The sequence below is a fragment of the Pseudomonas sp. RW407 genome, from assembly GCF_003176655.1.
GTDB lineage: Bacteria > Pseudomonadota > Gammaproteobacteria > Pseudomonadales > Pseudomonadaceae > Pseudomonas > Pseudomonas delhiensis.
In genome coordinates, this window is sequence record NZ_QGSL01000107.1 from 1,612,220 (window position 1) to 1,624,375 (window position 12,156).

12 protein-coding genes are annotated in these 12,156 nt (G+C 68.6%); 4 read left to right on the forward strand and 8 right to left on the reverse strand.

Annotation, left to right across the window (positions count from 1 at the left end; translation table 11 throughout):
* Positions 1 to 238, forward strand: a 238-nt coding sequence (locus DK254_RS31445) for a pyrimidine/purine nucleoside phosphorylase (RefSeq protein WP_371921191.1), incomplete at its 5' end; no start/stop codon positions are given.
* A gap of 358 nt (positions 239 to 596) precedes the next feature.
* Here DK254_RS31445 and DK254_RS31450 read toward each other — a convergent pair.
* Complete coding sequence (locus tag DK254_RS31450; RefSeq protein ID WP_109936971.1) at positions 597 to 1,610, reverse strand: AraC family transcriptional regulator; 1,014 nt, start codon at positions 1,608 to 1,610, stop codon at positions 597 to 599.
* Between the two features lie 336 nt (positions 1,611 to 1,946).
* Between DK254_RS31450 and antA the strand changes: the two genes are divergently transcribed.
* The 3 genes from antA to antC are packed head-to-tail and all read left to right on the forward strand — an operon-like array spanning position 1,947 to position 4,856.
* Positions 1,947 to 3,341: an anthranilate 1,2-dioxygenase large subunit gene (antA, locus tag DK254_RS31455; protein WP_109936972.1), complete on the forward strand. Its 1,395-nt coding sequence runs from the start codon at positions 1,947 to 1,949 to the stop codon at positions 3,339 to 3,341.
* Complete coding sequence (gene antB / locus DK254_RS31460) at positions 3,338 to 3,829, forward strand: anthranilate 1,2-dioxygenase small subunit (RefSeq protein ID WP_109936973.1); 492 nt, start codon at positions 3,338 to 3,340, stop codon at positions 3,827 to 3,829. The genes antA and antB overlap by 4 nt, the downstream gene beginning before the upstream one ends.
* A gap of 10 nt (positions 3,830 to 3,839) precedes the next feature.
* Positions 3,840 to 4,856 (forward strand): anthranilate 1,2-dioxygenase electron transfer component AntC, encoded by a 1,017-nt coding sequence (gene antC / locus DK254_RS31465; RefSeq protein ID WP_109936974.1) that lies wholly within the window; start codon positions 3,840 to 3,842, stop codon positions 4,854 to 4,856.
* Positions 4,857 to 5,297: 441 nt separating this feature from the next.
* Here antC and DK254_RS31470 read toward each other — a convergent pair whose 3' ends face one another.
* The 7 genes from DK254_RS31470 to DK254_RS31500 form a co-directional block, all read right to left on the reverse strand.
* A complete protein-coding gene (locus tag DK254_RS31470; protein WP_109936975.1) occupies positions 5,298 to 6,629 on the reverse strand; it encodes an MFS transporter in 1,332 nt (443 codons plus the stop codon).
* 32 nt (positions 6,630 to 6,661) lie between these two features.
* Positions 6,662 to 7,924, reverse strand: a complete 1,263-nt coding sequence (locus DK254_RS31475) for an OprD family porin (RefSeq protein ID WP_109936976.1) — start codon at positions 7,922 to 7,924, stop codon at positions 6,662 to 6,664.
* 191 nt (positions 7,925 to 8,115) lie between these two features.
* A complete protein-coding gene (locus DK254_RS31480; RefSeq protein WP_109936977.1) occupies positions 8,116 to 9,093 on the reverse strand; it encodes a LysR substrate-binding domain-containing protein in 978 nt (325 codons plus the stop codon).
* A gap of 52 nt (positions 9,094 to 9,145) precedes the next feature.
* On the reverse strand, positions 9,146 to 10,132 hold the full coding sequence (locus DK254_RS31485) for an amidohydrolase family protein (protein WP_109936978.1): 987 nt from the start codon (positions 10,130 to 10,132) through the stop codon (positions 9,146 to 9,148).
* Positions 10,129 to 10,701 carry a 3-hydroxyanthranilate 3,4-dioxygenase gene (locus DK254_RS31490; protein WP_109936979.1) on the reverse strand — a complete coding sequence of 191 codons (573 nt, stop codon included), beginning with the start codon at positions 10,699 to 10,701 and terminating at the stop codon, positions 10,129 to 10,131. The genes DK254_RS31485 and DK254_RS31490 overlap by 4 nt, the downstream gene beginning before the upstream one ends.
* Before the next feature lie 20 nt (positions 10,702 to 10,721).
* Entirely contained in the window at positions 10,722 to 11,147 is a 426-nt protein-coding gene (locus DK254_RS31495; protein ID WP_109936980.1) for a RidA family protein, read from the reverse strand.
* Complete coding sequence (locus tag DK254_RS31500) at positions 11,144 to 11,932, reverse strand: 2-keto-4-pentenoate hydratase (protein WP_109936981.1); 789 nt, start codon at positions 11,930 to 11,932, stop codon at positions 11,144 to 11,146. Before DK254_RS31500 ends, DK254_RS31495 begins: the two co-directional genes overlap by 4 nt.
* Positions 11,933 to 12,156: the final 224 nt, after the last annotated feature.

The window sequence follows — 12,156 nt, forward strand, 5'->3', positions numbered from 1 at the left end:
CGCCTTCGGCATGAACGAAGGCCCGGCCACCATCGGCGTCATGGCCCCCGGCGAGTACGAATTCGGCACCAGCCAGCTGGAGATCATGCACGTGGTCGCCGGCGCCCTGACCGTCAAGCTGCCGGGCAGCGACGAGTGGGAAACCTTCGCCGCGGGCAGCCAGTTCACCGTACCGGGCAACAGCAAGTTCCAGCTGAAGGTCGCGGTGGATACCGCTTACCTGTGCGAATATCGCTGAGTTCGGGTGATGTTTTGAAGAAACCGGCCCCTGGGGCCGGTTTTTTATTGGTGGAATGCAATGTAGGAGCGAGCTTGCTCGCGAATGGTGTTCTACCGGTGGCTGCTGTGTTTAGCTTAGGCACGTCCCCTCTCCCCAGCCCTCTCCCTGAAGGGAGAGGGGGCTTGTCCGTGCCGAGAGAAGGCCAGGTTTCAGCCGGCAACTTTCGGGGCTGCCGGCTAACTCCAGAGCACCAGCGTCTGCCCAACGGTCCCCTCTCCCTTCAGGGCGGGGCGCGCAGCCGAGGGTTAGGGAGAGGGAGCGGGTACGCCCGAGTGCAGGAGTAACCGGGAAGCGCCACTCGCGAACAAGCTCGCGCCTACATCCCCCCTCTCCCACTCAAGCCATGCAACCGCTGCTGCGTCGCGCTGGGCGTCTCGCCGAACAGCTTGCGGTAGTCGCCGGCGAAGCGGCCCAGGTGGGCGAAGCCCCAGCCCAGGGCGATCTCGGAGATGCTGCGGGAAGCGCCGCTGGCGAGGATGTCCTGGCGCACCCCGTGCAGGCGGTAGTGCTTCAGGTAGGTCATGGGGGCGCTGCCGAAGTACTTGCGGAAGCCCTCGAACAGCTTGAAGCGCGACACCCCGGCGGCCGCTTCCAGGTCGTCCAGGCACAGGGCCTCGCGGGCATGGGCGTGGATGTGCTCGCGGGCGCGCAGCAGGTAGTGCGGCACCTTCTCGGCCAGGCACTGGCGCAGCGCCTCGCTGTAGTTGTTCGGCTGAGCGAGGATCAGCCCCTTGAGCAGCGCGCGCTCCAGGTCGCGGCTGAAGAAGGCCTGGCCGAACAGCTCGCTCAGCTCCATCTCATCGTTCAGGTGGCGGACCATCCGCCACCAGGCCGCCGCCGCGCCGTCCCGGGCGTCCATCTCCGGCTCGAACACCAGGGGCCGCTCGGCCGGGCGCTGGAGCATCTCCTCCAGGGTGCGGCGCATGGCCAGCAGCGGGATCACCACCTGCAGCTTGCGGCAGTCGCCGGTGATGTTCAGCTCCTGGCTCTGGTTGGGCGAGACGATCACCCCGCGCTGCGGGTTCGACTGCAGGTAGCGCCCGGCCACGCTCAGCTCCTGCTCGCCGACCAGCGGCAGGCTCAGGCTGTAGCTGTTGAAGCGCTCGGTCTCGACGATGCCGATGGTCACCTCGGTGCCGTACTCGATGCAGCCCAGGGTGGTGGACATGCCCTTGAGCACGCTGCCGCTGTGCTGGAAGCGCACCGCCTCGGGCCGCCCGGCGTGCAGGCGGTGGGGCCCGCAGATGCTCGACATCCAGTTGCGGGCGGCGGTGAGGTCGAGACGGTCGGCGTGGATGTCACGGAAGCGAGCGGGGTTCTTCGGGTTCATCGCTGGGCACTCACGGCTTGTTCGGGGCGGCTCTGACGGCGCTTGCGCCCAGTGTGCAGCAAGACGCGTACCTGCGGGCCACGGATCGTCGGCAAAGCCTCAGTATGCGGATAGTGTTCGCCCACTTTCCGGACCATCACCCTCCTTCCGGCACCCCGCCCGCGCCCTCCGCTGCCAGCCGGCGCACCGCGGCTGGGCAGCATCTACCCAGCCCGTGCGCCGCGGTGTTACCAGGCCGCCAATTTTGCGGATCGCCTTCCCTCACTGGGCGGATAGACCGCCAGGGCGCGCCGGCCGTGAAATGGAACCACCGATCCGCCCGATGGGACAACAACAATGAACGCACCAAGCAAGAGCCTTGCACAGTGGCAGGACTACATCCGTGGCTGCCTGGACTTCCGCCCCGCCGAAGGGGTGTACCGCATCGCCCGGGACATGTTCACCGAGCCGGAACTGTTCGACCTGGAGATGGAGCTGATCTTCGAGAAGCAGTGGATCTACGCCTGCCACGAAAGCGAGATCGCCAACCCCAACGACTTCGTCACCCTGCGCGCCGGGCGCCAGCCGATGATCATCACCCGCGACGCCGGCGGCCAGCTGAACGCGCTGATCAACGCCTGCCAGCACCGCGGCGCCACCCTCACCCGGGTGTGCAAGGGCAACCAGTCCACCTTCACCTGCCCCTTCCACGCCTGGTGCTACAAGAGCGACGGCCGCCTGGTGAAGGTCAAGGCCCCCGGCGAGTACCCGGCGGACTTCGACAAGGCCAGCCGCAGCCTGAAGAAGGCCCGCATCGAAAGCTACAAGGGCTTCGTCTTCATCAGCCTCGACGTCAATGCCACCGACACCCTGGAAGATTTCCTCGGCGACGCGAAGGTCTTCTTCGACATGATGGTGGCGCAGTCCCCCAGCGGCGAGCTGGAAGTGCTGCCGGGCCGCTCCGCCTACACCTTCGAGGGCAACTGGAAGCTGCAGAACGAGAACGGCCTGGACGGCTACCACGTCAGCACCGTGCACTACAACTACGTGGCCACCGTGCAGCACCGCCAGCAGGTCAACGTCGAGAACGGCACGGCCAGCGGCACCCTGGACTACAGCAAGCTCGGCGCCGGCGACGCGCAGACCGACGACGGCTGGTTCAGCTTCCGCAACGGCCACAGCGTGCTGTTCAGCGACATGCCCAACCCCACCGTGCGCCCCGGCTACGCCAGCGTGATGCCGCGCCTGGTCGCCGAACACGGCCAGGCCAGGGCCGAGTGGATGATGCACCGCCTGCGCAACCTGAACATCTACCCCAGTCTGTTCTTCATGGACCAGATCAGCTCGCAGCTGCGCATCGTCCGCCCCATCGCCTGGAACAGGACCGAAGTCATCAGCCAGTGCATCGGCGTCAAGGGCGAGTCGGACCAGGACCGCGAGAACCGCATCCGCCAGTTCGAGGACTTCTTCAACGTCTCCGGCATGGGCACGCCGGACGACCTGGTGGAATTCCGCGAGCAGCAGCGCGGCTTCCAGGGCCGCCTGGAACGCTGGAGCGACATCTCCCGCGGCCAGGGCAAATGGCTCGAGGGGGCCACGCCGAACAGCGAAACCCTGGGCATCGCGCCCGTGCTCACCGGCACCGAACTCACCCACGAAGGCCTCTACGTCAACCAGCACCAGCACTGGCAGCGCTTCCTGCTCGACGGCCTGGAACGCAAGGCCCTGCAACCGAAGGAGGTGCAGGCATGAACGCGCAACTGCAATACCGGGTGGAACAGTTCCTCTACCGCAACGCCGAGCTGTGCGACGCCCAGGACTGGGACGGCTACCTGGCGATGTTCAGCGAAGACAGCGAGTTCCACGTCCCGCAGTGGGATTCCGAGCACGTCTACACCACCGACCCCAGGCGCGGCATGTCGCTGATCTACTACGCCAGCCGCGCCGGCCTGGAGGACCGGGTGTTCCGCATCCGCACCGGCAAGGCCGCCTCCACCATCCCCATGCCGCGCACCCTGCACGGCATCGACAACGTGCGCCTCCGCGAGCTGGACAGCGGCGAGCTGGAAGTGCGCGCCAACTGGCACACGCTGTTCTACCGCCTGGAAAGCCCCGGGCAGTTCTTCGGCCACGCCACCTACCGCCTGCGCCCGGCCGGCGAGAGCTGGCTGATCGCCCGCAAGCACGTGCTGCTGCTCAACGACCGCATCGACTCGGTGCTCGACTTCTACCACCTGTGAGGATGGCCTGATGAACCACAAGGTCGCCTTCAGCTTCGCCGACGGCAAGACGCTGTTCTTCCCCGTGCAGGGCAACGAGATCCTCCTCGACGCCGCGCTGCGCAACGGCATCAAGATCCCCCTGGACTGCCGCGAGGGCGTCTGCGGCACCTGCATGGGCCGCTGCGAGTCCGGCCGTTACGAAATGGACTACGCCGACGAGGAAACCCTCTCCCCCGAGGACCTGGCCCAGCGCAAGATCCTCAGTTGCCAGACCCGCGTGCAATCCGACGCCGCGTTCTACTTCGACTTCGACTCCAGCCTGTGCAGCGCCGCGGGCCCGGCCAGCCATCGCGGCGTGGTCAGCGGCGTCGAGCAGGTCTCGGCAAGCACCGCCATCCTGCGCCTGCAGGTGGAGGGCCCGGCGCCGGACTACCTGCCCGGCCAGTACGCCCGCCTGCACGTGCCGGGCACCGACGCGGTGCGCTCCTACTCCTTCGCCAACCGGCCGGGCGCCGGCAACCCGCTGCAGTTCCTCATCCGCCTGCTGCCCGACGGCGCCATGAGCAACTACATCCGCGAGCGCTGCCAGGTGGGCGACGTCATCCCCTTCGAGGCGCCGCTGGGCACCTTCTACCTGCGCCACGTCGAACGCCCGCTGCTGCTGGTGGCCGGCGGCACCGGCCTGTCGGCCTTCCTCGGCATGCTCGACGAACTGGCCGAAGCCGGCGGCTGCGGCCAGCCGGTGCACCTGTACTACGGCGTGCGCCAGGCGGCGGACCTCTGCGAGCTGGAGCGCATCGCCGCCTACGCCGAGCGCATCCCCGGCTTCGCCTTCACCCCGGTGATCAGCGACGACGACGGCTGGGACGGCAAGCGCGGCTACGTCACCGGGCACTTCGACGCCACGGCCCTGCGCGATGCGCCCTTCGACATGTACCTGTGCGGCCCACCGCCGATGGTCGAGTCGGTGAAGGACTGGCTGCAGGCGCAGGGGCTGGAGAACGGCCGGCTGTACCTGGAGAAGTTCACCCAGAGCAACAGCTGAGTTCCGGTAGCAACGAAAAGGCCCGCTCGCGGGCCTTTTTTCATGCAGGGCACCGCGCGGGGCGGTTTATCGCGGACGGAGTCCGCTCCTACGGCGGCTCCGAGGTTCGGCGTATACGCCCTCGGCGTAGGGCGCATAACGCCTACGGCGTTATCCGCCGTTTGGCCTGGGCCCCAGGCGGCTTCGGGGCTGATCTTGGCGTGGATTGTGGCCTGGGTGTATCGGCGTATAACCGCGAACGGTTATACGCCCTACATCACGGTCGAACCCGGCGTAGGGCGCATAACGCCTACGGCGTTATCCGCCGCTTGGCCTGGGCCCCAGGCGGCTTCGGGGCTGGCCTTGGCGTGGGCTGTGGCATGGGTGTATCGGCGTATAACCGCGAACGGTTATACGCCCTACGTCATGGTCGAGCCCGGCGTTATCCGATCGGACCTGGCGTCAGGCCATCTGCGCCGCGCGGGAGCGGGTCAGCGTCATGGCGAACAGCGCCAGGCCGGCCAGCAGCACCGGCACCGCGATCCACAGGAAGAACAGCTGCAGGCCACCCGCCGCGGCGAACAGCCAGGCGCCCAGCGAGGAGCCGATGATGGAGCCGGCGCGCCCGGCGCTCAGGGCCCAGGCCACGCCGGTGGCACGGGCGTGGGTCGGGTAGAAGGTGGCGGCGAGGATGCTCAGGTTGTTCAGCGCGCCGGTCAGGGTGAAGCCGACCACGAAGACCATCAGCAGCAGCGCCGTGGCATGGCCCAGCTGGGTGCCGGTCAGCGCCAGGGCGACGGCCGCGGCCAGGCACAGCGGCGGCAGCACCCGGTTCGCGCCGACGCGGTCCATCAGCATGGCCATGGCAATGCCGCCCACCACCCCGCCGAACGGCAGCATGGAGGCGATGCGCGCGGTCTGGCCGAGGGCGTAGCCGCTGTCGCGGAGGATGGTCGGCAGCCAGCTGGTCAGCAGGTAGAAGACGAACAGGCAGCAGAAGAACGTCAGCCACAGCATCAGGGTGCGCAGGGCGCGACCGTCGGTGAACAGCGAGGACACCGGCGAACGCGCCTGGCCGCGGGGCTCGTCGCCGATCAGCTCGACGGCCGCCCAGTCTCGGCTGCCACCGATACGCTCGAGAATGGCCCGCAGGCGCTCGACCAGCGCCGGCTTGCCGGCCATGAAGCAGATCGACTCCGGCAGCGCCAGCCAGAGCGCCGGCAGCAACACCAGCGGCGCCAGCCCGCCGCACAGCAACAGCCCCTTCCAGCCCACCAGCGGCAACAGCATGGCCGCCACCCAGCCGCCCAGGGCCAGGCCGAGGGTGAAGCCGGAATAGCTGAGCGTCACCAGCAGCATGCGCCGCCGCGCCGGGGAGTATTCCGAGCTGAGGGTGATGGCGTTGGGCAGCACGCCGCCCAGGCCGATACCGGTGAAGAAGCGCAGCACGGTGAGCACCTCGATGTTCGGCGCCAGGGCGCAGGCCAGGGTGCCCAGGGCCACGATCAGCAGGCTCAGCATCAGCACCAGCTTGCGCCCGTGGCGGTCGGCCACCGGGCCGAAGCCGACGCTGCCCAGCAGCATGCCGAACAACCCGGCGGCGAAGGCCGGGGCCAGCTGGGCGCGCTCGATGCCCCAGTCACGCACCAGTTCGGGGGCGATGTAGCCGATGGCGGCGGTGTCGAAACCATCGAGCACCACTACCAGGAAGCACAGCAGCAACACGCGGATCTGCAGGGCGGACAGCGGACTGTTGTCGATCACGTCGCTGACGCGCAGGGTTTGTCTGTTCATGGGGTTCTTCTCGTTGCTAGGGGTGGGCCGGCTCAGAAGAGCTTCCAGGTGTAACTGAGGATCAGGCGGTTCTCGTCGATGTCGGTGAGGTAGTTGGAACGGGCCATGGCGTTGCGCAGGCGGATGTTCAGCCCGGCCAGCGGGCCGCCCTGCAGCGTGTAGGCCAGTTCCAGGTCGCGCTCGCGGTCACGGCCCTCGAAGCCCCTGCCGGTATCGACGTTGCTGCCGCGCAGGTAGCGCAGCGTGGTGCTCAGGCCGGGGATGCCGAGGGCGGCGAAGTCGTAGTCGTGGCGCAGTTGCCAGGAACGCTCGTCGGCCGAGGCGAACTGGAAGGTGGGCACTTCGTTGCCCAGCGGCGCGACGTTGGGGAACACCCGCGGGAAGCCGTCGTCGCCGAACATGCCCTGGTAGCCGACGTAGAAGGTGTGCCCGCCGCGCCTGGCCGAGAGCAGCGCGTAGAAGGCGCGGTTGTCCAGGTTGCCGAGCAGGCGCTTGCCATCCTCCTTGGCGTCGTAGAAGCCGAGGTTGCCGCCCAGCACCCAGTCGCCGGCGGGCTGGCTGTGCCTGAGGCCGAGGAAACCCTGGCGGTAGATGTCTTCCAGCTGGCCGTACCAGAGGCTGGCGCGGGTGCGCTTGGCGTTGAAGTCGTAGTCGCCGCCGGCGAAGTTGAAGGCGTCGCTTTCCACCTGGCGGTAGGGCGTCGCGCCGACCATCGCCTGCAGGTCGCTGGTGCCGGCCTCGTTGCGCACGCTGTAGGACTTCAACCGGCCCGCCTGCAGGGCCAGGCCGGGAATCTCGGCGGAAGCCAGCATGGCCCCCTGGTAGGTGGGCGGCAGCAGGCGGTTGTCGCTGGCCGGCAGCACCGGCAGGTTGGGCTGCAGCTCGCCGAGCTTGAGTTCGCTGCGCGAGACCTTCGCCTTCAGCGCCACGCCCAGGCGGCTGTAGTCGTCCGGCGCGCGACCGTCGCCGTCCACCGGCAGCAGCCCGCTGTTGGTCCGCTCCGGGCTGCTGTCCAGCTTCAGGCCGAGCAGGCCGATGGCGTCCAGGCCAAAGCCCACGGGCCCCGGCGTGTAGCCGGAACGGAAGTCGAGGATGAAGCCCTGGGCCCACTCCTCCGTCTTCGATTGCGGGTTGGCGCCGACGATGTCCGAGTAGTCGCGGCTGAAATAGTAGTTGCGCGCCTGCAAGGTGGCGCTGGCGCCCTCGACCAGGCCCTCGCCGGCCTCTACCTGCGGTAGCGCCGCCAGGGTGCCCGAAGCCAACGCGGCCCAGGACAGGTTGCGTGGATTGCTCATGTTCTTTGCGCTCTTGTAGTTGTTGTAGGCAAATACTTCCCCCAGGCCGCCCGCAGGCGGCCTACGAAGGAAGGTCGTCGTCGCCGCGGACCGGGCGGCCGGTCCACGCCATTAGCGACCAGTCGAGTGAGCGGGGCTATCCGCTTAGTCGACGGCCTGCATCCGCTGATTGCGAATGTGCAACAGCACCGTCACACCGGTGATCGTGCCTCCGGGGGCTCGGCGCCCTGCTCCGCGCTGGCGATCCCCAGGCACTCGCGGAACAACCGCGCCGCCGGCCCCAGCTCACGTTCGCCGGGGTGGAAGCAGCCGATGTCGCCGAAGCGCAGCGGCATGCCCAGCTCGAAGGCCCGCACGCCACCGGGTTGCGCCAGTTGCCGGGCGGTCTCCAGGGGCAGCAGGCCGACGGTCCGCTGGTCCTGCATCAGCGCGACGTTGGTCAGTACCGACAGCGACTCGATGACGTTGCCCGGCAGCGCCAGGCCGGCCCGGGTGAACAGCCGGTCCACCGTCTGCCGCAGCAGCGAGCCGGGCGGCGGCAGCACCCAGGGGCAATCGTGCAGGTCGGCCAGGCCCAGCCCCGCCCTGCCATGCAGCGGGTGCTCCTGGCCGCCGACGATGCACAGGCGCTCTTCGTAGAGCACGTCCACGCCCAGCGCCTGCGCCTCGCCACGCGCCAGCCAATCGTCCGGCACCCGGCCCACCACCAGGTCGACCTCGCCACCGATCAACGCCGGGAACAATTGGTCGAACTGACCGACGCGCACCGACACCAGCACACGCGGTGCGCGCGATTTCAGCAGGCGCAGGGCGCGTGGCAGCAGCGAGGTGGAAGCGGAGATCAGGGTGCCCACCACCACGTGCCCGGAGGTACCGTCCCGGAAAGCCTCGACCTCGTCGCTCAGCGCCCGCAGCTCGGCGAGCATCGAGCGCGCCCGGCGCAATACCAATTCGCCGAGCTCGGTGACGCTGACGCCACGGTTGCCGCGCTCCAGCAGCGGCGCGTCGAAGTACGACTCCAGTTCGTGGATGACCTTGGTCACCGCCGGCTGGGTCATGTTCAGCACCTGGGCGGCCCGCAGCAACGAGCCGCTCTGCGCTACCTGGTCGAACACCACCAGCTGGTAGAACTTCAGTTTGCGCGCGACGGATACGACGCTGGATTTCATCTGGCACCTCGTTCTGGCCGGCCGTTGCGCCGACACCCTGCCATGGAAGCTCTCAGAGGCCGAAGAAGGCCCTCGCGTTGCCGGCGCAGATGCGCGCCTTGTCGGTTTCGCCCAGCAGCGGGTGCTCCAGCACGCCGGCGCCGATGCTCTGTTCGCCCAGCGGGAAGGGCGAGTCGGAGCCGAGCATCACCCGGTCGGCGCCCATCACCTCCACCAGCAGGCGCAGCGCGCCGGGGTCGAACACCGCCGAGTCGACGAAGAAGCGCTTCACGTAGCTGGAGGGCAGCTGCGGGCAGTCCTCGCGGACGATGTCGCGGTGGCGCCAGGCGTTGTCCACCCGCCCGAGCAGGAAGGCGAAGGCGCCGCCGCCGTGGGCGAAGCAGATGCGCAGCGACTCGGGCAGGCGCTCGAAGGCGCCGGAGAGGATCAGCGAGAGGATGCCCAGCTGGGTCTCCGCCGGCATCGCCACCAGCCAGGGCAGCATCCACTTCTTCATGCGCTCGCGGCCCAGCATGTCCCAGGGGTGCACCAGCAGCGGGATGCCCTCCTGCGCGCAGTGGCGCAGGAAGGTCTCCAGCCCGGAGTCGTCCAGGTCGCGCTCGCCGACGTGGTTGCCGATCTGCACGCCGACGTGGCCGCAGGCCTTGGCCCGGCTGGCCTCGCGGCAGGCGGCGTCGATGTCCTGCAACGGCACCTGGGCCAGCACCTTGAGACGCTCCGGAGCGATGGCGGCCATCTCCAGGGCACGGTCGTTCATCAGCTGCGCCCAGGGCAGCGCACGTTCGATGGGCTGGTCGTAGCCGAACATCACCGGGGTGGCGCACATCACCTGGACGTCCAGGCCCTGTTCGTCCAGGTGCTCCAGGCGCCGCTGCGGGTCCCAGAGCACGTCGTGCACCGGGCGGAACGGCTTGTCGCCGAGCATGATCTGGCCCAGGCGCCCGTCGGTGCGCAGCCAGGGCGCGCGCTGCGGGTGCAGGCGCGCGGCCTCGGCCTGGGTGATGGTGGGGAAGAAGTGCGAGTGGATGTCGATCTTCATACGCTGTGGAACTCGTTGAGTGTCTTGTGCCAGGCCTGCCAGTCGCGGCCCGGGTGGATCTCGCCGCATTCGCGGCAGCGGCGTTCCTCGTCGGAGGTGGCGTAGAACTGCTCGTACACCGGCGGCAGGTCGGCGACGATGCTCTGCAGCTGCATCTCGTAGCGCTTGACCAGGCAACCGCAGCGCGCGCAGGACCATTGCAGGGCATCGTGCCGGCCCTGCGGGCGGCGGTGCTCGATGACCAGGCACAGGCTGCCGGGCTCGGGGCGCTGCGGCGAATGGATGACGTGCGGGGCCATCAGGTAGATGTCGCCTTCCTTGAGGTCCACCCGCTCGTAGCGGCCGCGGTCCCAGATGTTCAGGTAGGCGTTGCCCTTGAACTGGTAGAAGAACTCTTCCACCGGGTCGTCGTGGAAGTCGGTGCGCTGGTTGGGCCCGCCGACCACGGTGACCATGTAGTCGCTGCCCTGCCAGATCTGCTGGTTGTTCACCGGCGGCTGCAGCAGGTGGGCGTGCTCGTCGAGCCAGCGGTTGAAATTGAAGGGGGCGCTGAAGTGGTGCTTGTCCATTGTTGTTCTCTCCCAGCGGTTCAACGGGGGCGCGGCGCGTAGGCCACGGCCTTGATCTCGATGCGCAGGTGCGGGTGCGGCAGTTGGTGCACCGCCACGGTGGTACGGGTGGGGCCGCCCTCGTCGAAGTACTCGGCGTAGACCTGGTTGTAGCCGCCGAAGTCGTTCATATCGACGAGGAAGGCGCTGATCTCGACGACGTCCGCCAGGCTGGCGTGTTCGCTGGCGAGGATGTCGCGGATGTTCTCGAGCACCGCGCGGGTCTGCGCGCGGATGTCCAGGTTGGTGGTGCCCATGGCGTCCACCTCGACGCCGACGAAGCTGTTGTCCGGGCGCCGCGAGCTGGTGCCGGAGACGAAGAGGAAGTCGCCGGCACGCTTGATGTGCGGGAAGCGCCCGCGCGGGGTGGCCTTGCCGGCGACCACGGTGGCTTTGTTGTCGCTCATGCTGCTGCTCCTTGATCGTTGCGCACGCTGAAACTGCTCTGCCCCAGGCCCTGGACCTCGACGCTGACGTGCATGCCGGGCCGCAGGGCCTCGGCGGCGGTGGCGGCGCCGGCCATCACCAGGCTGCCGGCGGGCAGTTCGATCTGCGCCTGGTGCAGCAGGCGCGAAGCCTGCACCAGGCTGCGCAGCGGATTGCCGAGGATGGCGGCCGTGGAGCCGGCCTGGACCACGCGGCCGTCCAGGCGCAGCACCACGCCGGCATTGGCCAGGGCGGCGAAGTCCCGCGACCAGGGGCCGACGGTGAGGCCGGCGGAGGAGCAGTTGTCCGCCACCACGTCCTCCAGGCTGAACTTGAAGGCCTGGTAGCGCGAGTCGATGATCTCCAGCGCCGGGGCCACGGCCTCCAGGTAGTCGGCCGCTTCCAGCAGGGTCAACGGGCGGTCGATGGCGCGGCGGGTGAGGAAGCAGACCTCCGGCTCGACGCGCGGGTGGATGTAGCGGGCCAGGTCCACCAGGCCGCCATCCTCTTCCAGCATGGCGTCGGTGAGCCAGCCCCAGATCAGGCTGTCGACGCCCATCTGGACCATCTTGGCGCGGCTGGTGAAGCCCAGCTTGACGCCGATGCTGCGCTCGCCGTCGTCATAGCGGCGCTGCATGGAGGCGCGCTGGATGCGGTAGGCGTCGTCCAGGCTGAATGGCGCGCTGGCGCTGAACTGCGCCAGGGGTTCGGCATGCCGTGCGGCCTGGTCGAGGGCCTGGGCGATGCGGGGGATGTCGGTGCTCATATGCTGTACTCCTGCGGATTACGCTTTTCGTAGGATCGAGGGGGCGCCTAGCCCCTGCTCGCGAACCTGGCCCCGCTGCGGAGTCGGTTCGCGAGCAAGCTCGCTCCTACAGTCGAGGGAGCCCACCGTAGGAGCGGACCTTGTCCGCGATAGCCGGAGGTTCCGGCGCGATTCGCGGATGAGATCCGCTCCTACGGGTTGCCCCGACACCGTGCCTTTGTAGG

What these genes read in the sequence shown, in the direction of transcription:
- DK254_RS31475 (WP_109936976.1), bottom strand. Translation starts at nt 7,924, where the DNA reads ATGAGCAATCCACGCAACCTGTCCTGGGCCGCGTTGGCTTCGGGCACC.
- DK254_RS31500 (WP_109936981.1), bottom strand. Translation starts at nt 11,932, where the DNA reads ATGAGCACCGACATCCCCCGCATCGCCCAGGCCCTCGACCAGGCCGCA.
- DK254_RS31480 (WP_109936977.1), bottom strand. Translation starts at nt 9,093, where the DNA reads ATGAAATCCAGCGTCGTATCCGTCGCGCGCAAACTGAAGTTCTACCAG.
- antA (WP_109936972.1), top strand. Translation starts at nt 1,947, where the DNA reads ATGAACGCACCAAGCAAGAGCCTTGCACAGTGGCAGGACTACATCCGT.
- antB (WP_109936973.1), top strand. Translation starts at nt 3,338, where the DNA reads ATGAACGCGCAACTGCAATACCGGGTGGAACAGTTCCTCTACCGCAAC.
- DK254_RS31450 (WP_109936971.1), bottom strand. Translation starts at nt 1,610, where the DNA reads ATGAACCCGAAGAACCCCGCTCGCTTCCGTGACATCCACGCCGACCGT.
- DK254_RS31485 (WP_109936978.1), bottom strand. Translation starts at nt 10,132, where the DNA reads ATGAAGATCGACATCCACTCGCACTTCTTCCCCACCATCACCCAGGCC.
- DK254_RS31470 (WP_109936975.1), bottom strand. Translation starts at nt 6,629, where the DNA reads ATGAACAGACAAACCCTGCGCGTCAGCGACGTGATCGACAACAGTCCG.
- DK254_RS31495 (WP_109936980.1), bottom strand. Translation starts at nt 11,147, where the DNA reads ATGAGCGACAACAAAGCCACCGTGGTCGCCGGCAAGGCCACCCCGCGC.
- DK254_RS31490 (WP_109936979.1), bottom strand. Translation starts at nt 10,701, where the DNA reads ATGGACAAGCACCACTTCAGCGCCCCCTTCAATTTCAACCGCTGGCTC.
- antC (WP_109936974.1), top strand. Translation starts at nt 3,840, where the DNA reads ATGAACCACAAGGTCGCCTTCAGCTTCGCCGACGGCAAGACGCTGTTC.